General features: G+C 57.7%; 19 protein-coding genes. 9 read left to right on the forward strand and 10 right to left on the reverse strand.

The window, feature by feature from the left end; translation table 11 throughout:
* Positions 1-136 precede the first annotated feature (136 nt).
* Positions 137-436, forward strand: coding sequence for a DUF4148 domain-containing protein (locus CPter91_RS01495; protein WP_061936046.1), 300 nt, complete (start codon positions 137-139; stop codon positions 434-436).
* Between the two features lie 115 nt (positions 437-551).
* A complete protein-coding gene (locus CPter91_RS01500; protein WP_061936049.1) occupies positions 552-941 on the forward strand; it encodes a DoxX family protein in 390 nt (129 codons plus the stop codon).
* A 48-nt stretch (positions 942-989) separates the two neighbouring features.
* Here CPter91_RS01500 and CPter91_RS01505 read toward each other — a convergent pair whose 3' ends face one another.
* Positions 990-1835, reverse strand: coding sequence for a hypothetical protein (locus CPter91_RS01505; RefSeq protein ID WP_061936052.1), 846 nt, complete (start codon positions 1833-1835; stop codon positions 990-992).
* Positions 1836-2030: 195 nt separating this feature from the next.
* Complete coding sequence (locus CPter91_RS01510) at positions 2031-2429, reverse strand: aegerolysin family protein (RefSeq protein ID WP_061936055.1); 399 nt, start codon at positions 2427-2429, stop codon at positions 2031-2033.
* A gap of 431 nt (positions 2430-2860) precedes the next feature.
* On the opposite strand from CPter91_RS01510, the gene CPter91_RS01515 reads away from it, so the two are divergent.
* The 3 genes from CPter91_RS01515 to CPter91_RS01525 all read left to right on the forward strand — a co-directional run bounded on the left by CPter91_RS01515 (position 2861) and on the right by CPter91_RS01525 (position 7623).
* Positions 2861-6196 (forward strand): helix-turn-helix domain-containing protein, encoded by a 3336-nt coding sequence (locus tag CPter91_RS01515; RefSeq protein WP_061936058.1) that lies wholly within the window; start codon positions 2861-2863, stop codon positions 6194-6196.
* Positions 6197-6355: 159 nt separating this feature from the next.
* Positions 6356-6892 (forward strand): DUF2058 domain-containing protein, encoded by a 537-nt coding sequence (locus CPter91_RS01520; RefSeq protein WP_061936061.1) that lies wholly within the window; start codon positions 6356-6358, stop codon positions 6890-6892.
* 311 nt (positions 6893-7203) lie between these two features.
* Positions 7204-7623 (forward strand): hypothetical protein, encoded by a 420-nt coding sequence (locus CPter91_RS01525; RefSeq protein ID WP_061936063.1) that lies wholly within the window; start codon positions 7204-7206, stop codon positions 7621-7623.
* A gap of 91 nt (positions 7624-7714) precedes the next feature.
* On the opposite strand, the gene CPter91_RS01530 is transcribed toward CPter91_RS01525, so the two are convergent.
* From CPter91_RS01530 to CPter91_RS01565, 8 genes are all read right to left on the reverse strand, one after another.
* The gene (locus CPter91_RS01530; protein ID WP_061936066.1) at positions 7715-8623 is read right to left on the reverse strand and encodes a sel1 repeat family protein; all 909 of its coding nucleotides are present in this window, start codon (positions 8621-8623) and stop codon (positions 7715-7717) included.
* 141 nt (positions 8624-8764) lie between these two features.
* Positions 8765-9244 carry a hypothetical protein gene (locus CPter91_RS01535; protein ID WP_236905916.1) on the reverse strand — a complete coding sequence of 160 codons (480 nt, stop codon included), beginning with the start codon at positions 9242-9244 and terminating at the stop codon, positions 8765-8767.
* A gap of 388 nt (positions 9245-9632) precedes the next feature.
* A complete protein-coding gene (locus CPter91_RS01540; RefSeq protein ID WP_061936069.1) occupies positions 9633-10478 on the reverse strand; it encodes an endo alpha-1,4 polygalactosaminidase in 846 nt (281 codons plus the stop codon).
* Between the two features lie 64 nt (positions 10479-10542).
* Positions 10543-11559, reverse strand: a complete 1017-nt coding sequence (locus CPter91_RS01545; protein WP_236905917.1) for a VirK/YbjX family protein — start codon at positions 11557-11559, stop codon at positions 10543-10545.
* Positions 11560-11858: 299 nt separating this feature from the next.
* A complete protein-coding gene (locus CPter91_RS01550) occupies positions 11859-14363 on the reverse strand; it encodes a TonB-dependent siderophore receptor (RefSeq protein WP_236905918.1) in 2505 nt (834 codons plus the stop codon).
* Positions 14364-14538: 175 nt separating this feature from the next.
* On the reverse strand, positions 14539-15486 hold the full coding sequence (locus CPter91_RS01555) for a FecR family protein (RefSeq protein ID WP_061936074.1): 948 nt from the start codon (positions 15484-15486) through the stop codon (positions 14539-14541).
* Positions 15487-15495: 9 nt separating this feature from the next.
* Entirely contained in the window at positions 15496-16017 is a 522-nt protein-coding gene (locus CPter91_RS01560) for a sigma-70 family RNA polymerase sigma factor (protein WP_061936077.1), read from the reverse strand.
* 907 nt (positions 16018-16924) lie between these two features.
* The gene (locus CPter91_RS01565) at positions 16925-17344 is read right to left on the reverse strand and encodes a winged helix-turn-helix transcriptional regulator (RefSeq protein WP_061936081.1); all 420 of its coding nucleotides are present in this window, start codon (positions 17342-17344) and stop codon (positions 16925-16927) included.
* 89 nt (positions 17345-17433) lie between these two features.
* Here CPter91_RS01565 and CPter91_RS01570 point away from each other — a divergent pair, with 89 nt between their 5' ends.
* The 4 genes from CPter91_RS01570 (at position 17434) to CPter91_RS01585 (ending at position 21468) form a co-directional block, all read left to right on the forward strand.
* Positions 17434-18294, forward strand: coding sequence for an SDR family oxidoreductase (locus CPter91_RS01570; protein WP_061936084.1), 861 nt, complete (start codon positions 17434-17436; stop codon positions 18292-18294).
* Between the two features lie 177 nt (positions 18295-18471).
* Complete coding sequence (locus CPter91_RS01575; RefSeq protein ID WP_061936086.1) at positions 18472-18852, forward strand: hypothetical protein; 381 nt, start codon at positions 18472-18474, stop codon at positions 18850-18852.
* Between the two features lie 88 nt (positions 18853-18940).
* Complete coding sequence (locus CPter91_RS01580; RefSeq protein ID WP_061936089.1) at positions 18941-19588, forward strand: NAD(P)-dependent oxidoreductase; 648 nt, start codon at positions 18941-18943, stop codon at positions 19586-19588.
* 29 nt (positions 19589-19617) lie between these two features.
* Positions 19618-21468 carry a M61 family metallopeptidase gene (locus CPter91_RS01585; RefSeq protein WP_061936092.1) on the forward strand — a complete coding sequence of 617 codons (1851 nt, stop codon included), beginning with the start codon at positions 19618-19620 and terminating at the stop codon, positions 21466-21468.
* Positions 21469-21530 lie beyond the last annotated feature (62 nt).

Below are 21530 nucleotides of genomic sequence, written 5' to 3' on the forward strand. Positions count from 1 at the left end.
ATCGCATTTTAGCTAATTTATCTTCATTTTCTTTGAGCATAGTATCGATCTCACGGTAAGACATGCTGGAAATAAGCCTCCCCCACAATGCCGACACCGTCGCCATCCCGGCTCATACTTTTACTGAAAGCACAAAATGAACATCTCGAAAATTCTCATCACCGCAGCGCTTGCCGCTGCTGCAGGCTCCGCTCTTGCTGAAGCGGCTTATCCACCCGAAGCGCCTTTTGTCTCGAGCAAGACACGCGCGCAAGTCATCGCTGAACTGGAACAGGCGCGCGCCGATGGCAGCATGAATTACGCGGCCTCCGCCTACCCGGTGCTGCTGCCGGTCGCATCGACCACCACCCGCGCCGAGGTCAAGGCGGAGCTGAAGTCTGATGTGCCGGTTGCCAATCGCGAGCTGGACGAATTGCACGATTATGTTGGCCATTGATCGACCATCAAGCAAGCCAAGTGGCGATGCGCAGCTAGCATCGCCACCGCATTGAACCACGTTTTACCGTTAGCCTCGGCAACTGAGCCCATCTTCATTTGAACACCAAAAAACCATGCAAACTTCTCCCGCACTGTATCGCGTCGGCCGCATCCTGTTGGCTTCATTGTTCGTCATTTCGGGCACGCTCAAGATCGTCGATTTTTCCGGCGTGGCAGGTTATATGGAGCGGATCGGCGTGCCGTTCGCCACGCTGGCGGTGCTGGCCGCGATACTGTTTGAGCTTGGCGGCGGGCTGGCGATCCTGAGCGGCTGGCGCGTCCGTCCGGTGGCTGTGGCGGTGGCCGTGTTTACGGCAATCGCAACGCTGACCGCGCATCGCTTCTGGCAAGCCGATCCTGCCGCCATGCAGAACCAACTCAACCATTTCCTGAAGAATATCGCCATCATCGGCGCACTGCTGATGATGGCAGCAAGGGATGACGCGGCTGCGGCAAAAAAGTAAGACAACGGCATGGCCACGCTGCAAGGCCGGACTTGCAGTCCGCAGCGCTTATGCCGCAGGGAGCGTATGCCTGGTAGGCGTCACTTCTTCGTGATAGTGCAAGCCAGCCTGGGTCGACGACATCAGCGCGGCATTGGCCAGGATGGTTTCGGTCACCAGCACGGGTTTGGCGGGATCATGCCAGCAAGCGAAGGCAGAGTTCCGGTTGCCATGCAGGTCGACGATCTTCCTTTTTGCTTCAGCGTAGGAAGCGCCGGGCCTGGGCGGAGACGGGAACACCTTGGGCGGCAGCACGATGGCGTCGCCTGGCGCCAGCCACAGATCAGCCAAGGAAATTTCATTCACGTAGGGGCGCCAGCGGGCGACGCTGATGACCAGCGGGCGGCTATCCTGTGAAAAAAACACGTGAGGGAAATTGTGGAATTCCAGGTCGGTAGGGTTGTAGGTCAGCAGTTCGCGCCGCCGCGCGGCTTCCAGGTAGGGCGATTGATGTCCCGCCCATTTGCCATAGCTGAATTTTGAGCAGACCAGGGCTTCGTATTCAAAGCGTACGCATTCGCCGTTTCTGAGCAGGGTCATGCCGAATGCTTGTGCGGTTTCTGGCGTCGCCCTCAAGGCCTCGTAGTGGACTTCCGGCGCCTTGAAGTCAAACAAGGTGACTGCGTAGGATGCGTCGGGAACAGGTTTTTCCCTGTGCGTGATGCCGGTGTATCTGGTCCCTCGCTCGAGGTCGGGATTTTCCGGCGCCATCTCGATAAGCGTTCCTTTTCTATCGTGCAGGTGCTCGGGATGGCCGCGCTCGTTATACAGATAGGAAAAGGTTTTGGGGTCGGGGAGCGGAAACGGGCTGCCGTCCAGGATGAAGACGATCGGATCGAAGATGTTCGGGGCCACAAGTTTGCTCCGGCTTTAGGCGAAACGGTGAATAAACTCAAGGCGTCGATATTACCTCAGCATGGCGCTGCCTTGCGGCGCTTGCACGGCAACAGCAAAGAATCCCCCATCCTGGCAAACCGGCAAACCGGCAAACCGGCAAACCGGCATTTTCAGAGATAGGGGAGGTGGCCTGCCAGCAAGCAGGCCCGCAGATTACGAATTAATCTGGAAAGTGCAGGCATTCACATCGCCGCCGGTGCCTGTGCACGACACTTTAAAAGCGCCTTTCGGCTCGCAGCTGATGCTCTGGCCATTGCTGCCTCGGAGCGGGCAGCTGAAATTGATCGTGATGACAGCGTTGCCGAGTTGCCAAGTTGCAGTGCCTTCCGTGCCGGATGGCGAGCTGTCCCGGCCTTGCGAGCCGAAACGGCCGGTACTGAAGCTAGCGACATCGACCGGCGATTGCATCCATTTGCCCCAGGACAGATCAGAGCTTTTGAGGATCATCGGATGCGCTGTGAAATTGCTAACGGTTCCCTGGACCTGCAGGCGTTCATAGGTGACTTTGACGTCGGTGGCAGACAGTTCGGATGCGGTGACAGTTGTATTCATACTATATTCTCCGTGTGACAGCTAGCGATTAGGCGCTTTGGAGCGCCCCCGTTATTTAAAGTGGTTTCTGGACTCCACTGGTTTTTCCCTGAGCGTGCTGTAAATGTCGGCAGTCGGACGCCGCCTGTTGTCGAGATGTTTTTGCAGGAAGGACAACCGGCCGTTATCTCGTTGAACGTATAATTCATCTCTATGCCTTGGGCCGCCTGGTTTGGGCCGGCGGACCTGAGTGCGTCTTGTTGGATCAAGTATGGAAGTCCGGCAGCGTCTGCGACAGTCCATTGCAGAATCACTTCGGTATCAGTTCGGTATCAGAGCCGGACCCATCGCGGCGCGATTGGGGCAGCATGGTTTTTCACTCGTATCCTCGTCTCCAGAAAGGACGGTATGCCGGATAGCTCGCTGCAAGTTCCCAGGACGCCTGCGCGGCCATGAGCTACGCATCGCTTGCAGCTGCGCCGGGCGCCGCTTCCGCGGTTTCCGACGGCCGCATCGTGCTCAATGCCGGTTTGCTGAAAGGCATGCGCAAAGAACGCGGCATCAGCCAGGAAACGCTGGCCGAGTTGTGTTTTACCAAACAGCTGTGTGTCTCGATTGCCTCCATCAAGCGTGCCGAAACCGGAAAGCCGGTGCTCTACCGCACGGCGCGCCATCTGGCGACCATCTTTGAAGTCGACCTCGGTACGCTGGTCAGCAAGCCCGGCGAAACAGGGTTGGCAGCGGCGATGCCGTACCTGCCGCTTGCCTTTGCGGGGAGCGATGCTGCCTTGAGATCGAACCCGGCGTCCGATCCGACGCCGAAATATCCTCACGACGTTATCCGTTATGTGCTGGAGCTGCGCTTTGAATTGCGTGCCGCAGGCTCTGTGCAGGCAAGCGGATCCCTGGCCCTGCACGATGAACTGGCGCAGCTGGTGCGGCAGTTCGGCGGCGTCATCGATGCCGTCCACGATGGCCGGGACAATCCGGTGGTCGTGCATTTCGGTTTCCCGCATGCCTATCGCAGCGACAGCGAACGCTGCCTGCTGTGCGCGCTTGCCTTGAGCGGCGATTTTGTCCGCCCCGGCCACGCCATCTGGCTGCGGCTGGTGCGCTGGCCCGGAGAATCTGCCGAACCTGACCATGCTTTGACGAATCCGGCACATGCAGGGCACGCGAACGCCCCCATCTACGTCGCCCGCAACCTGGTGGTGCAACTGGCAGCGCGTTTTGATTTTGCGCCGGCCGGAAAGGAAGCTGGCGCCTACCACCGATGCCTGCGGGCGGGCGCGCAAGACGGCGTGCCCGAACACGGCCTGACCGGGCGCACCATAGAAATCCTTCAGTTCAAAGGTGTGGTCGAAGCGACCCAGGAATGCCAGAACGGCCACGTTGTGTACCTGCGCGGCATGGCGGGAGTTGGCAAGACGCGTCTGGTCACGGCGTTTTCCGGGATTGCCCGAGACTGCCAGTTTTCCTGTCATCAAGGTGAAGTGCAGGACTTCGGCATGGAAAGCTCGTATGCGCCGCTGCGCCAGCTGGTGCGCAGCCTGCTCGGCTTGCCCGCCGCCGCCGGCGCTGCCCAGGACGCCGCCTTGCATGCAGCGCTGGAACGCTGGAAGCTGCCGGCCGAAGCGAATATTTTCCTGCAAGTGCTGGCCAGCGGCTCGTGCAGCAGGCAGGAAATGGCGGTGTACGCCGCCATGAGCAATGAAGCCAGATTGCAGGGTTCCTTACGCGCCATGCAGTTGCTGCTGGTGCGGCTGGCATTGCAGCAGCCCCTGCTGATCTGCATCGAGGATTTGCACTGGGGCGATGTGCATCTGTTCGCTGCCCTGGGGCGTTTGCTGGCGCTAACAGATGATGCACCCATCGTCTGGGTGCTGACTTCCCGCAACGAGGGCGACCCGCTGGAGAGTGCATTACGGCCCTGTTTCTCCAATCCTTTGAGCCTGCTCGATGTCGCCCCCATGCGCGCACGCGAGGCGGCTGCGCTGGCAGAGCAGTTCGCCGACGTCGATCCCGGCTACCGCGCGCATTGCGTGGAAAAGGCGCAAGGCAATCCGCTGTATCTGACGCAGCTGCTGTCGAATCCGGCCGGCACCGTGCCTGAAAGCCTGAAGCATTTGATACAGGCGCGCCTCGACAGGCTGGAGCCGGAACATCGCCGCGCGCTGTCGATCGCGTCGGTGATCGGCAACCGTTTTGAACTGTCCGCATTGCGGGCGGCGCTGGAACAGGCGGATTACCAGCCGGCGCGCGCGGCGTGCCAGAACCTGATCAAGGAAACCGAAACCGGCTGCTACATGTTCGTGCATGACCTGGTGATGCACTGTATCTACGATGCCATACCGCTTGCCCTGCGCAATAGCTACCATAGTCGCGTGGCCGAGCCGCTGCGCCAGTCCGACCCGACCTTGTACGCCAGGCACCTGGTGCGCGCCAACGACCTCGCCGGCTTCGAAGCCTTGTTGAACGCCATGCGGGAAAAGCTGGGCAGGTATGAGTACGACGAAGCGCTGGAGCTGGCGCAACTGTGCGATGCATTTACCGACCAGGCCGCAGTCAGCTTCAGCCTGGCACTGCTGCGCGCGCGCGCCGCAGCCGGCACCGGCAAGACCACGGCGGCGCAGCAATACTTCCAGCGCGCCCTGCAGCTGGCGGCTCATGCCGATGAGAAAATCGAAGCGGCATTGGGATTGGCGCCCGTGTTGAATACGCTTGACAGGCTGGATGAAGAAGAGCGCGTGCTGGAAGCGGCGCTGCCGCTGGCCAGGGAGGCGCAAGACCACGATGCGCTGGCGCGTCTGTTCCATTTGCAGGGCAATATCTCCTTCCCGCGCGGCGACTATATGCGCGGCCGCAGCCACCATCAGGAAGCCCTGCACTTTTCCCGCATCAGCGAAAACCCGGAAAGCCAGGCTAATGCACTGAGCGGCATCGGCGATTCCTACTACGCCGAAGGCCGCATGCAGACCGCACACGATGTCTTCGATCGCTGTGTGCGGCTGTGTCAAAGAAACGATCTGATGAACGTCATCGCGCCCAGCCGTAGTGCGCGCGGCTCGACCCTGATTTATCTGGGACGGCCGGGGCCGGCCTTGCAAGACGCCATGGATTCGGTGCAGCACGGCCGTACGGTGGGCAATCGCCGCGCAGAGATTTTTTCACGGCTGACCGCCGCTTGGGTACTGGTGGCGACCGCCGCCGATGAGAAAGCCCAGGAACAGTTGTCTACCGCGCTGGACATCGCCCGCAGCATCGGCGCCAGCCGCTTTGAAGCGATCCTGCTGGAAGGCCAGGCGCGCGTCGCCTTCTGGCGCGACGAGCAGGCGCTGGCGCAAGCTTGCATCCTGGAAGCGGCCGAACTGGTGGAGCGTCTGCAATTGCAGCGCTATATCGGTCCATGGATTTGGGGCAGCCTGGCGTTGATCGCCGCCGATCCGGCGATCCGCCAGGAAGCCTTGCGCAAGGGAGAGGCTCAGCTGACGCAGGGCTGCCTTGCGCACAATGCCTTTCGCTTCTACGTCGCCGCCGCCGAAACCTGCCTGATGAGCGGCGACTACGGCAACGCTGGCCGTTACGCGCAGCAAATGTCGACGCTGGCGCAAACCGAGCCCTGCCTCTGGGTCAGTCATCATGTGCAATTGATTGATAGTGCGCTCAGCTGCCTGCAAGACCGCAGCCACGAAAACGTGAGCGGGCTGCAAAAAATTTGCCGTGAATCGGAAAAACTGGGGTTTGCCGCGACCATGCCGCGGCTGGCGCGTAAACTGGGAATGCGGTGACCTGCTTGAATCAGGCAATTTCCGGCTTCATTCTCATCAGGAGTCCCAGCAAGCCAACGTCCATTGGTCCACAGAAGCATCATTTTTGCTATGCTAGCGGCTTTCCACCGGCGGGCGCTACTGCCTGGGCCGCCGGATCCTATTTTCGGAGCAGCACATATGGCCTCGTTGCAAGAGCAATTTTTGAAAGCTGGCCTGGTTGACAAGACTAAAGCCAAACTGGTCAACCAGGACAAGAACAAGCAGAAGAAGGCGGAGCGCCGCAGCGGCACGGTCAGCGTCGATGAAACGCGCCTGGCGGCGCTCGAGACGCAGCGCAAGAATGCCGAGCGCGCACGCGAACTCAACGCCCAGCGCGATGCAGCCGCCACCCAAAAGGCGATCGCGGCGCAAATTACCCAGATGGTGCAGCAGAATCGCCAAAGCCTGGGCAAAGGCGACATCGCCTACAATTTCACCCATGACAAGAAGATCGAACGGCTGTATGTGTCGGCTGCGGTCCAGGGGCACCTGATCGCCGGGCGCCTGGTGATCATCTGCCAGGGCGCGGCCAGGGACCTGGTGCCCGGGATCATCGCCGACAAGATCGCCGAGCGCGATGCTTCGCTCGTGGTGCGGGTCAACAAAACCAGCACTGAAATCGATGCGGACGATCCGTATGCAGCGTTCCAGATTCCGGACGACTTGATGTGGTAGCGCTGGCGCCTGCCTGATCGAGGGCGGCTGTGATTTAGAAAAAAATGGCGATTATCGGCGCGGCAGCGCGCTGGTAAAGAATCCTGGTTTAGAAATCATTGTAAAAATGTGGTCGATTACTCAAGTGCTTTCGGCAAAGGTACAAGAAGATGAATGTGAACTGCATGCTGTAGATGGAAATGCTATGACATCGCCGGTACCACCTCTAAGTGACCAGATGAGAAAAATCCTTGGCGGTGTTTCTGGTAACGAAGAGGCGAAAGTAATTTGCGCCACAATTTAACGTTTTCAAGGCAGTCATAGGGGGAAGCATGAATTTGAATAAAGAAAAGAAAACAATTGGAATGTTCTCAAAAATAGATTCCCGGGAAAGCGCGCTCAAAGCGGTCAAAGACACATCCTTGGCATTTTTCTTTGTGGCGGCGTTGCAGGCCGCGTTTTCATTTGTCCTAGGCTATGGCCTTTTGCTTGATGCCATTACCTATGCTATTTGCGCGTTTTTGATTCGCAGGTTTAACAGTCGAGCTGCATCGATTATTGTTTTAATAGTCGCCACGGTGGCAGTCGGGATAACGATTGCAAACCTATTCGGACAGAAACTGGGCGGTGGGAACAATATTATTCTTTGCATTATTATTTTTTGGAGTGCGATCCGTGCTGTTGAAGCAACCTTCAAGCTCCGTGGCCGCTTCTCGACCGAAGCAGTTGTCAATGAGCAGCCAAACCATTAGAGATAGTCACTCGAAGGTTTATTGAATCGCACCGGCCTATCCGACATTAATAGGTGGATCGACAAGAGGCTGCGCCAAGTTAAGAATCCGTCTATTCTTGGGACGAGAGGCGATTCTTCTTGCAACAGGTGGCCGCGATCTGCTTGCCTGTCTGCAGGGCGCTGGCAAAATCGGCGTCAGACATTTGCGCGCCGATGTTGCGCCTTAGCTGTTCTTCCGACAAAACGCTGCTTCTCGCATCCGCCTCGGCGACCTTATAGGCGAGGGATTGTTTGGCATCGCGCGGCAGCAGTTCGCCGGCTTCGTAGATTTGCGCCAGCAATGCCAGCGCAAATGGTTCGCCTTGCGCGGCGGCCGCTTTCAATTCGGTGACGGCTTCGGTTTTCCACTGCTGGACGACGGGATCGTCCGCGCTTTTTGCCAGGTTGATATCGCGGCCGTAGGGGCCTTCCATGAAGTAATCGATTTGCGCTTCGACTTTTCCTTCGCGCGCGGCGACTGCCAGGAAGGACATCCTTTCCTGTAGCTGGGCGGCATTGACGCCTGCGCACAATTCCAGCAATTTTTTCCGTTCATCCAGGAACTGGCTGAGCTCGGCGGCGCTATTGTATGCGGGAGCGGGGTCGTCGTTGCTGGCGCACACCGCTGTCGCCTGGTAGACATGGAAGGCCGCGTCTTTGTCGCCGGCCCTGGCCAGGCTATTCCATTTGGCGATGTACGCTTGCACCGTCAGCCCGCCGAGGTCGACCTGGCGGCCGCTTCGCGCATACACGGGGGTGGGCGGATGGGGAAGGGCGGCGAGGCCGCTTTCCTGTTCTGCGGCACCCGGGGCAAACGGCGATAGCAATACACTGTTGTTGGAAGAGGGGCCGGCAAGCGGAGCCTGGCTTGCGCTTTTCATGCTCAGCGGGTCGTCGGAACTCCCTGTCATCGACAGATATATTCCCAGGCATGCAGCGGCCGCTGCCAGCAGCAGCGAATAGCGGATAGTCGGTTTCACGACATCGAGGAGACCTAGAGAAATCATTGAGCAGGACTGGTCGCGATGACTGTCTTCCAAAAAACCGCATCGCGCCAGGTGGTTTGCTACAGACCTGATGCCGGCATAGCGCAGCCGGCATCAGGGTTTAGGCTGCTGCGCTTAATTCCACAGATAGCAATAGGCTTCGCTAGCTTCCAGGTTAGCGCCTTCGCTGCCGTTGGCCAGCAGTTTCTTGATAAAGCCATTCGGATGCGCCGAGTCAGGCGTGACGTTGCAGTTGTCGTGGACCCAGTGTATGCCATAGCCGCTGGTATACAGCTGGCCGCACATTTCCACCTTGTCGCCCAAGGCGAAGGCCGCCAGCGACTTCGGAATCGAAGTCGAATTCTTTTGGTAATCCGCAGCGTAGACGTTGTCCATGGCAACGTCATAAGTCCTGCCGTCCGAGTCCGCTTTGACGCTGATGTGCGTATGTGAAAGCTTCACGCCCTTGAGCGCCTTGCCGTCCGCAAAGGTCGGCTTGGCGTTGACGGTGCCGGTGAGATAGCTGCCTGCGGCGGCGTCGCAATCCGCTTGGCCGTCAGCCATGGCGTACATTGCCTGAGTCATCAGGCATAGGGAAACCAGGAATTTTTTCATTTACCTATTCTCCTTCATATTTCTATAGTGTCGATCGGTTAATAAAGCAGGGGATTTTTGCTTCCACCGTGGCGCCGTATGGATTTTGTCTGGCGAGCGCCTTATCCTCGAGCAAGCCAGGATATGACCCTGGCAGCCTATAGAAAGTAACAGTTATTTATTACGCAACGATGACTTTCGGCAATATTATTCCGTTGTCATTGGGTAGTTTCCACCTTGCCTGTCGCTCAATGCGGTGTAAAGAAGGTGGTGGCGGCAAGCGCGGCTCCTACCGTCGACTTTGGGAAGCGGCGATCTGTTGAGGGCGTTGATGATTTTGGCGGATGCCGGTGGCGGGGCATGCGTCCGGCGCCATCATCGGTTGCGCGGCGACGGTAAAACCGTTGTCCTACCGTTCGCAGCTGTAGCGCAGGCTGTCGTTCAAGGCCAACGGCAGCACCAGCGTATGGAAGTTGCGTGCGCGCGCGTCTGCGCATAGCGTCTGGCGCGCGGTGACGTCGGTGGCGTAAGAACTTGCATACTCGGCGTTGAACACGGGTTTGCCATTGAGGGTGAAGCTCTGGTAAGCGTCGCATTCGTTGTACGAGTGGCACTCCTCGTTGACCGCAAAATCGAAGTCGCCGACAAGCTCGGCTAGCTGCCGCACGTCATTTTTCAAGGCAACGGCCAGTTTGCGCTGATGCGCTTCGCTCGCCAGAAAACGGTTGTATTCCAGTTGCGTGGCGGCGCTCAGCGAAAAGCCGCTTGGATTGGCATAGCCATCGACATTGTCTGGCTCAACGCCGTTGCATCCCTTGCTTAGCGCCAGGTCCAGGCGCGTCCGCATGATCTTCCGGACATTGGCTGAGCGCGTGTCGAGCCAGTTTTCTCCTTCCCACTCGCTGAGTGCGCGGCCTATGTCGGCAGCCTGGAAGCTGGCGAAATCGGAACGCCAATTCTCGGCGCTGCCCGCTGAAAAATAACACACCACTTTTTTCCCGGCGGCTTGCAGTGCCTGAATAGTAGCTATCGGCGTATCGAACAGATCTATGTCGTAGACCGCCACCGGATAAGAGGTGTTGATCTTTTCTTTCAGCTGCCATTGCCAGGTATCGTTCAGGGCTGGCCGCCACATCGCCGATGGCGCCGGTGCAATCCTGGGCGAATCCGCTGGCGGTGCGTTGCTGCCGCCACAGGCAGCGATAAGCAAAGAGAGAGCGCCAGCCAGGAGAGTATTTTTTACAATGGCGTTCATTGCCGATTCCGAGAGTCGCTGTCTGAATTGAAGCTGAAGCAGGATGTTTGCGGATAGTGAAAAATCAAAGCGGATGCGCGCAAAAGCCGTTCAATGCCGCTTGCACTGCCTGCTCCGTCAACGCAATCCGACGTCTGGCTTCCGCCCGCTTGTGGGAAGGAATAGTGGCGAGATCAGGTTGAGCAATGTCGTCGCAGCGGAGCTGGTAATCACCGTCAGGCCGAGCACTGGCGCCGACTTCTTGCCAGAAATCGTCGTAATTGGCGAGCACCTTGCCGGTGCGTACTTGATGGAACAGGACCCGGTTCTGATTCCCGACCAGGATCAGTTTCTTGCAGCCATAGGCCTGCCCGATCTCGCGTACCAGGCGCAGCATCAGGCTTTTCGGCCGCAAGCCGAACATGTCGCGGGTGGCGCGCCGTACCTGTTCCTGTGTATCGCTGCCGCGCGGTCCTTGCAGGCAGCCGATGCCGATGCATGGCATCGAACTGTCGCGGTGAAAAGTAAACGCGATCGAGAACAAAAGCTGTCGATCACAACAGAGCATCAGGGTCAGCTCGCCCTCGCGGTCAAGCGTGGCGACGGACGCCAGTCGAATCTCATAGACCGTCCCGGATTTTCCGCTGAAGCCGCCCAGCGATACCGGCGCTGCGCTTGCGCGCAAGACTAGCGGGGCAAGGCCTTGCTGATAGATGAAGTCGTAATGATTCACCAACAGATTGAGTCGCTCTCGGCGATCCTGCAGACGCAGCGACTGGTAGGGGCGGTAGATTTTTTGCAATAGCCTGGGAGTCGCTGCCGCCAGCTGGGCCCGCATCGGCGTAGCGTTCCAATAGCTTAGCCATTGCTGGGTCACCTGATAGTGCAGCATGCCCCGGGCAGTCAGCTTGATGCGTTTTGCCAGACGCGAGATGCCCGGACGCGAGTGTGCAAGGCAGGTGTACAAGCTGACGCGGGCTGGGCCAGCCGCTTGCGTTCTGGCAGGCGCTGCCGATTGCAAGGCGAACAGATATTGCAGCCTGGAGAAAATCCCCTGGCTTGGCCTGTCTCCGCTCAGGGCGTTTGCCGGCGCTCGCTTCAAGATGCGAGCCGGGATATTGGAAAGCAAAGATGAAACCAGGAAGAGAGCTGGTACTGCGCAGCCTACCCATACGGACGCCATGTCCGCAAACAGTAAAGGCAGCAGCGCTATCGAGGGCAGCGCTCGCCTGTATTCAGATTTGAAATGCATAGCCATATCAGAGCAAAGAGATATTTATCGGACCTATCTGCTCTGTATGTGCAACGAGAAAGCGAAAATGACGCTCTGTTACAAATTATTTTTTCATCTCGCAATGACGGCCAGGGATTTTGCTGGCTCCCAACAAATGGCCGCGCCGCTCAGAACTCGAAAGTATTGGTCAACAACAGGGTACGGGATGGCTCGACACCTACCGTGGAAGTGGCAAAGTCGCTGTAGAGGCGCCGATTGAAGAGGTTCTTGATCCCCAGCGTGGTCGACCAGTGCCTTGACCTGTAATAGATGCTGGCATCGGTGCGCGTCTGGCCCGCGATGTGGCCGAGCACGTCGCTGTCCGGCACCGCCGTATAACCGCTGCGCGCCGTCAGCCCAATACCTGCGCCCCAGCCGCGCCAGGCTTCCGACTGCAAATCATAGGTGGTCCACAGACTGGCGCGATGTCGCGGAAACTGCGAGATTTGCGGATCCTGGTCTGGCGGTTTGGCGTATTGAAAGGCGATATAGCTGTAACTTGCGGTCAAATTCCAGCCGGGCATCAGCCGCCCCGCGAAGTTCAGTTCGATGCCGCGGCTGATGGTGGATGGCAGCAGCACGTAATCGCTATAAGAGGTCGCCGTAATCGGGCCACTGAGCTGGTACAGGACGTCTTTATGGGTGGCCCGGAAAATCGCCGCGGAGAATGTCGCGCGATTGTTCAGCAGATTGAGCTTGACGCCTATTTCGACTGACCTGCCGATGGTCGGCGGGGCGACGACGACACCTGGCGGGCCGCCATTCAGGGTGGAGTCAAGCACCGTGCTGCCCGGCGTGAAGCTGCGGAAAGTATTGGCGTACAGCGCCGTATTCTCGTTGAGCCGGTAGGCGACGCCAACGTTATAGACGGGGGCATTCTTGGGAGGGGAAGTGTCGTGCTCTACGCCGTTACTGTCCGTATCGGTGGAAAAATTATTACGTTCCTGCTCGTGACCGACATTCGCCAGCACATGCCAGCGGCCCCAGGTTACCTGGTCTTGCAAGAAAAAATTGGTGTAATAGAAAGTATCGTCGGTGGTGATCAGACTGGCTGGGGCGGATACGGGCGGAAGATCCAATCCGGACGGCGGCCAGGGGACGATGACGCCGCCCAGCGGGCTTACATCGCTATAGGATCCCAGCCGTGTCTGGCCATAACTCATGCCGGCCAGCAGCGTATGTTGCAGCGGCCCGGTCTGGAAGCTGGCGCGCACGCTGTTCTCAATGTTGCGGGTGTAGCTCGTGACACTCGACTGATCGGGAAAACAAATGCCGTCGCTTGCGCCGACGAAAGATGGGAAGCAATTAGCGTATCCCGCCGCGTTATAGCGCAGCTTGGTATAGTGCGCCTTGCTGAGAAACGCCCAGCCTGGCGCCAAGCGTTGCTCAAGATCGTAGAAAAGCTCCGTTTTTGCGGCAAAGCTGTGATCGTCAGGCCGCCCCCAAGGCGAAGTATGCTGATCTGGTCCGGGGCCTTGTGCTGTCAGTTCGGCACTCTGATAGCCGCCAAACGGAGAATGGTTGAGCTGATGGCTGAAGCCCGCGGCGATGGTGGTGCCGTCATGTTTGTAACCGACCGATGGCGCCAGGTAGAGCTCGCGTGCGCCGTCGTAGCCGTCGAATGTGCGCGCATCGTCTGTGGCGGAGATCACTGTACGATAGGTCCAGGTTCGATCTGCCGACAGACTGCCAGCCAGATCGAGTGCTGCGCGCCGGTGGCCATCGTTGCCTATCTCCAGCGTTGCCTCCCTGATCGTATTTGCCTGCGGTCGTTTGGTGACGATGTTGACGGCGCCGCCTGGCTCCATCGGTCCGCCGGTAATGATGGAGTCGGCACCCCCCAACACTTCCACGCGCTCAATCGCCGCTATCGGAGTATCCAGCGAAGTAATCGCGCTTGAACCGGCTCCTCGGCCATTGATCACATTGGTCAGCGAGACCAGGTCCGCCACGCCGTTCTTCATGACCGGTGCGATAAAACCTCTGACGTAGATGGTGGCGGCCTGGTCAACTCCGCTGCCGCGCGCATAGGTGACTGCGCTGACGTTGCGCAAGGTATCCACCACCGATTGCGCCTGCTGGCTCTCCATCAGATCCGTTGTGACTCCCTGAATTGACTGGGGGATGTTGGCCAGCAGCGTATCGGTACGGGTGGCAGAGCGGGTGTCGCGCATGATGAATCCGGTGTCATGGTAGCCGTGGTAAGTGTCGACGGAATTAGTGACGATGACCGGCGGCAGCACCGACGGCTCGGGTTCGGTGGAGACAATCGGCGCCGGCAGAACTTCTGCAGCAATCGGCAATGCCGTTTTGACAGCAACGCGATGCACGCCAAATGAGCCGTCGGGATTGGCGACGGCTTCCAGGCCGCTTCCCTGCATTGCCTCTCGCAGCGCGTCCTGTACAGTGAGGCTGCCGCTGACCCCGACTGATTTCAAGGACCCCACCAGTGCCGGATCAAACAGGATGATGCCTCTGACGGAGCGGGCAATCGCTACCAGTACTTGCTCCAGCTGGCCGGCAGGGATATTGAAGCTGACTTTGGCCGGCTGAGCCGACGCTGCGTATGCCGGACTCACCCAAACCGACGTGGTGGCGGCGACCAGCGCCGATACGGCAAGGGAAGAGATCAAGACGCTGGCTGAACAACGATATTGCATGGCTGTGGGGAAGGGGAGTGCCTTAGACAATCTGCTGACTGCTGCGGTCCAGGAGATTGGCGGTTGATGAACTACCGTCGCATGAAGCGACCATGGCGGCTGGATTGGGGGAGCTGAGATTCACACAAGCTACGCTATGCCACACTGGTTATGCCCGCGCAGAAATCGTGACCCAGTATGGCGTAAAGCGCGCAACCGCAACCGGCAGGGTGGCCGCCAGTGCATCGAGCGCATGATCGCTGTCATCCAGTGGAAAGGCGCCGCTGACCCTGAGCTGCGCCACGGCAGGGTCCACCCGGATCACGCCGCGCCGATAGGGGCGCAAGGCGCCAATCACATCGATCAAAGCGGCGTCAAATGCCGTGTAGTAGCCATCGACCCACGAATTTTCGCCGCCGCGATTGCTCTGGACTGCGGCAATTGCGCTCCGATCGAACCAGGTATGCTGGCCCGGCTGCAGCTGTCCGCTCTGGCCGTTCAGCGTTGCCAGGTTGGTCAGCGACTGCAGGGAAACGACTTCTGTGCGTTCTGCTGCAGAGCGGAGCAATAAGGTGCCGCTCAGGGTGCTTGCACTGCCATGTGCGGTTTCTATCACGAACGGATGCCGGGCCTGCGCGGCGACCTCGATCTGCAATTCACCCGTCGCCAGCTTGAGCAAGCGACGGCCTTGGTCGAGCCAGCGGTCGGCAGAGCTGCGCGCGTTCAATGTGACGACACTGCCGTCGGCCAGCGTGAAGGTCTGGCGCTCGCCGGTGCCGGTGTGCAGGTCGGCATTCATGCCCAGGATCGGCGTCACCTGATTGACAAGTAGCCCGGCGCCAACGCCCAAACCAGCCAAGACCGCGATCCGCTGCAGTGCCTTGCGGCGTTCTTTCTTTTGCTGCAAGGTGACACGTAATACCTCGGTAGTTGCGCCCAATTGACGTGGCACATCGAACTGACGCACCGACTTGGCCAGATTGGCATAAGCCCGTTCGTGGCGCGGGTCGGCGCTACGCCAATGCTCAAAAGCAGCGCGTTCGGCGTTGGGGAGATCCGGCAGTTCCAAGCGCAGCATCCATTCAATCGCTTGCTCGACGATTTTTTCTTCGCTCATGGTCAAGATTCAGGCAAGCGGCGCAAAGGAGCAGGCCTTGTAGCATTGCAGGAGCCCCTTTGCTACGTATCTTCTGGCGACGCTTGCCGAGATACCCAGTTGCCGCGCGATTTCCGGATAAGTCAGATCATCGAGTTTATAGAGCAAGAAGGCGGCGCATTCCCGAGAAGACAGTCCGGCCAGCGTACGGTCCATGGCGCGCAAGGCCTCAAGCAACAGCATTTGATCTTCCGGCGAACTGGCATATTGCTCGCTGCTGCTGTGCTCGAGCGCCTGCAGGCAAGCCTGTTCAAGGTCGCGCCGGCGCCAGATTTCATAAACGATGCGCTGCGAGATGGTGGTCAATAACGCTTTAGGTTCGCGAATATGCTGCGTAAGCGGAGCTGCCAGCAATTGTGCGAAGGTTTCGGCAGCAACATCATCGGCAGCAAATGCATCGCCGACGCTACGGCGCAGACGCGCCCGCAGCCAGCCATGATGGGCAACGAAGATGGCCTCGATATTATTAGCGTCAATTGATGAACTGGTCACAATGGCAATCCTGTTGTATCTGAACTAGCAGCCCCAACACGGTGCATGGGGTAAAACCTGTAAAAACGGTCACTACGCAAAGTACAGCGTCGCTGCCGGTCCGGCCGCATCGAAAGCTCGTCGCTGCGGCATAAGCATGTGCGGCCGACAGGCTGGGCGGATGCTGCTTCCCACGTGGAATTGACGATTAGGCAACTGCTGGCATTTCGGCGAATGGTGTCGCAAGCGCGACATTTTAGCGCTATCTTATCCCTATATTTCTGATTGCGCCTTCTAATGTAACTTTATGTACACGTAAAAAATGCGCGTTTTTAAAGAAGCAGGGCAGCAAAACATATCTGGCACCAGTCGCCTTGAGTGAAGGTTTATGGGCAGGAAAAGTCAGCTATTGGGGTGGAGTCGCCACAAATGATGAAGCGATTCGACTGATGTGTACTCCAGTTCAATAACTCGCGTAGCGCCTCTACATCCAAATAGTTTGAGTCAAAGAAGAGGGCTGTATTTTCAACGCCCGATACCGATCGCTTTACATGGGGGCTAAAGATGTCAGTAGAGGCATAGAAATAGGAAGAAAATTGCTGTAGGCCGCCTAGCAGCTGTAGCAGAAACTCGGCTTTACCACTAAAGCGCCGTCCGCTAACCGCCCTGCGGTTAGCGCCTTTTGAAATCTCTTAGTCAGAGCGTCTGCCCTCTCCGAAAGCCCTCAGGCGAAATAAGTCCGGATTTCACCGACTCGTTCAGATTGTCCAAGTGCTGCGGCCGCAATCTCCTCCGCCTCTCTGGGTCTTCCAAGCGGCACACGCGATATCATTTCGCCGAAGCTATTCAAGCGCTCCTGTGTCAGCCCGATTTTTTGGCAATCGGAGTGTTGTATGGCCATTCTTTGCAAACGGCAGAGAAGCTGACTTTACGCCTGGGCGTGTTTGGGCGAAAGGGAGGGACGCCGTGCATCTAAACTGTCGGGAAGCATGGTATCGATACAATCGGCTAACGCTTCAACTCTCTCGCCCAGAATTCGTCCCCGTGGAGTCAAGGAATATTCCACGTGGGGAGGTACGGTCCCATAAGACTTCCGATGAACCAACCCGTGTGCTTCCAGGCGCTTTAAGGTTTGCGATAACATTTTTTCGCTCACGCCGCCGACCATTCTGCGGAGCTCACTGAAACGTCGAACTTCGCCCATCAGCACGATAAGCAGCAATATGCCCCAAGGACTCGTGACGTCTTTCAGCATCTCACGACATGGGCATTCAGTTGATGGGAGCCCCTCGCGTTGGACTTGGGCGGAAAAGGAGTCAGATGCGATCAGTTTGGTTTGCGTTGCCATCTCTACACTAACCTTTCGGTGCGTACTTACGGAAAGTAAGGTAATGCCTTATTGTAAGTGCCTTGCTCAACCAAACCAAGGAATTTGTCATGATAGTTGTTACAGGAGCCACAGGGCAGCTCGGCCGTCTGGTAATTGAAAACCTTTTACGCACGGAACCCGCATCAAGCATCGTCGCTGTAGTTCGCGATCCAGCGAAGGCAACCGATTTATCAAATCGCGGCGTTCAAGTTCGTCAGGCGGATTACACGCAGCCAGCGTCGCTTAGGACTGCGCTTGCTGGTGCGGATAAGCTACTGCTCATATCTTCGAGCGAGCTCGAACCCGGACAGCGCGCCTCTCAACACCGCGCCGTAATTGACGCGGCGATTGATTGTGAAGTCAAGTTGATCGGATACACGAGCGTTCTACACGCCAGCACGTCTCCGTTGGGGTTGGCGGCTGACCACGTTCAAACCGAGGCGATGCTTAAAGCTTCAGACATCCAATTCGTTGTGTTGCGCAATGGTTGGTACACCGAAAATTACACGATTTCAATTCCAACGGCGCTGGCTCACGGTGCGCTGATGGGTAGCGCCGGCGACGGACGGATTGCTTCGGCTTCTCGGGCTGACTATGCCGCCGCGGCTGCTTTGACGATGACGCTTCCCGATCAAGCCGGACGGGTCTACGAACTGGCGGGGGATACTGCCTACACCTTGTCGGAGTTCGCGGCCGAAATCTCGCGCCAGTCAGGCAAGGCAGTCAACTACGTGAACCTGCCGCGTGCAGATTACAAAGCGGCGCTCGTGGGTTTTGGTTTGCCCGAGCCGGTCGCGGATCTGCTGGCAGATTCTGACAGCGGCGCTTCGCAAGGTGGTCTGTTCGACGATAAGCACCAGCTCAGTACATTGATCGGCCGGCCAACAACGCCGATGGCTGAGACGATTGCAGCGCAACTTAACGCGTAGAGCATCTTTGGCATTGCCGCCAAGCCCATGCTTTGTCAGCCAACGTGATGCGCCGCATTGCGCTGAGCTGTTGGTTGCGTGCAGCCTCTGAAGCGTCGAGGCATGGCTGATGATTAATTGTTCAATTTAGCTGGCCGTGTCAACAATCAGTCGTTTGTTTTTTTACAGGAGATTCCAATGGGTATTCGATTTCTGAAGATCGCGGTGATCTATCTATTCGTCGGCGCGTTGCTTGGCGGCTATATGGGGGCGACCGAAAACTTTTCTTTGGCTCCAGTCCATGCGCATCTCGCGTTACTCGGCTGGGCTTCGCTCGCGCTTGCAGGTTTGATTTATCAACTTTATCCGGCCGCAGCGCTGACGCTGCTCGCGCGGATTCATTTCTGGTTGCACAACGTCGGTCTGCCCTTTTTCATGCTCGGTCTCGGCTTGGTGCTTACCGGTCATACAGCTGCAACTCCAATCGTATCCATCTCTGCCAGCATCGTCATTATTGGCCTGGCGGCGTTCACCGCAAACGTTCTGATGAACGTGAAGGCTACTGCGGGCCGACAGTAATCTGGTGGAGATCCGCATCGTCATATTTACCCCAGGAGTTGACCATGGAAATTGCATTTTTTAATTCTAAATCAAGGAGAAATCAACAATGAAATACGGAATAGTGGGTGCCACCGGATTAACAGGGCTTGAGATTCTCAAACAGCTTCCCTCCCATGACGTTTCGGTATTTGTAAGACAACCTGACAAATTACCTAAAGAAATGAAGTTGGAGGTTATTCGCGGCGAAGTTTCGGATCAAGAGGCCCTGACAGCATGGGCCTCAAAACAAGAAACCGTGTTTGTTGCCTTGGGCCATCCCATGTCTTGGAATCTTGTCCGATACAATATTGGCCTCTCACAAGACTACCCAATTAAGGGAATTTTAAAGGATTCGCTTGCGGCCGTTATGAAAGGAAAGCCAAAACGAATCATCTACATGAGTGCCTACGGCACTCATGAGACTCGATCCGATTTGCCATTTGTGGTTGGAAAAATATTTTTGCCAATATTTATCGGCGAGACTTACCGCGATCATGAGGAGGCTGAAACACTTTTAAGATCCTACTCCGAAGAATGGGTGGTAGTGCGCCCTGCTCAATTGACGAACGATGCTGCCCGCAAGCAGTACCGCACGGAAGTAAAATTAAATCCTTGGGGTACCGGAAAAATTTCGCGAGCGGACGTTGCTCATTTTATGATTCGCTTGGCCAAAGATACATCATGGATCGGTCAAAAGGTCGGGCTATCTTATTAACTCGCTCTATTTTTAGAGAGATCATTGACATGAGACTGCGCACTTCGCTGATCATTTTACTGCTCCCCCTATCCGCAGCTGCAGCCGAACCGATACAACTGGCTGTCGACATGCGCGACGCGCCACGCAAGATCATTCACGCGACACTGACCATTCCAGTGCAGCCTGGGCCTTTGATGCTGGCTTATCCGAAGTGGATGCCGAATGCGCATGAGGTGGCGCCGATCGCTCAGCAGGTCGGGCTGACGATCAGCGTCAACGGCAAGCAGCTCGCTTGGCGGCGCGATCCGCTTGACCTCTACGCCTACCGCATCACGGTTCCCAACGGCGCGCACAGCATCGAAGTCAGGACCGACTTTATCACTGCGTCGGCGGGAGGCACGGCCGCAGGCTCGACCAGCGACAAGTTGGCGGTGCTGAGCTGGAACGACGTGCTGCTTTATCCTTACGCCGGTCCAGCCACGCGTGTGGACCGTATCGACATAACGCCGTCACTGTTGCTGCCCGCGGGATGGCGGCATGCCAGCTCACTGCATCTAGCTGACAACGCCGCCGTCGGCACTGCCGGCCCGATCGCATTCCAGACAGTGTCATTGGAACAGCTGGTCGATTCGCCTCTGATCGCAGGCCGTTACTTCCGTGAGGTGCCGCTGGCGTTGGGAATCACTCCTCCCCACTATCTCGACATGGTGGCCGACGCGCCGGAGAACCTGGAAGTCAATCAGGCCTACATCGACAAGCTGTCCGAACTGATAAACCAAAGCAGTAAAATGTTCCGCAGCCACCACTACGATGCCTTCCGCATGCTCGTCACCCTGTCTGACGAGATCGAAGGACACGCAGCAGACCATCACCAGTCGCTAGATAACCGCCGCCCCGCGCGATTTCTGACCGATGAAGGAATGATGTCGCGCTATGCTAATTTTATGCCGCATGACTTGGTCCATAGCTGGAACGGTAAATACCGTCGGCCCGACGGCATGACCACGCCGAACTTCCAAGTGCCGGTCGACAACAGCGGCTTGTGGGCCTACGAAGGACTGACCGATTATCTGGGTGCCGTGCTCACGGCCCGTGCTGGCCTGTGGAGCCGTGAACAATACCTCGACATGCTGGGCGCAAGCGCAGCCCTCTTCAGCCACCGTAGCGGACGCCAGTGGCGCGATCTGCAAGACACAGCGGTGGCGGCTATGGCTTTGTGGGACAAAGGCGGCGGCGCCTACGACAACTGGCGTCGCAACGGCTTCGAGTTTTACGGCGAGGGCGCCCTGATATGGCTAGATGTGGATGTCACAATGCGCAATCGCAGCGACGGCCGCAAATCGCTGGACGACTTCCTGGCGATGTTCAACGGTGGCGCCAATCTTGGCGCGCAAGTGAAGCCTTACTCGTTCACCCAATTGGTCGCCGCGCTGAACAGCGTGGTGCCGAACGACTGGGCGAGTTTTCTCAACCAGCGCCTACATTCGCACAGCGCTGAGGGTCCGATGGGTGGCATCACCGGCAGCGGCTACCGGCTGGTATACCGAGACCAGCCCAGCGACTGGTCCAAGTCTAACGGCAGCAAGGCATTTGAATATTCGATCGGCTTGAATATCAGCGGCGCCGGCGTGGTTGGCGACGTCCTTCCTGATAGCGCTGGTGCCAAGGCGGGCTTCGTGCCTGGCATGTCGATCACCGCGGTCAATGGGCAGCCATACAGCAACGCCGTTATGCAGGAGGCGATACGGGATGCGAAAACCAGCACCGCCGCCATCGAAGTTTCGTTGCGGGCCGCGGCGCCGCTGCGATTGGACTATCACGACGGCGAACGTTTTCCGGTACTGGAACGTGTGCCCGGAACTCCGGATCGGTTGTCCGAGATTCTGCAGGCGCGCTGACATGTCGCGCTAGGCCTATATAAGGCATGCATATCTGAAATTATTTGACCATGTGTATCCGA

Source organism: Collimonas pratensis (genome assembly GCF_001584185.1).
Classification (GTDB): Bacteria; Pseudomonadota; Gammaproteobacteria; order Burkholderiales; family Burkholderiaceae_D; genus Collimonas; species Collimonas pratensis.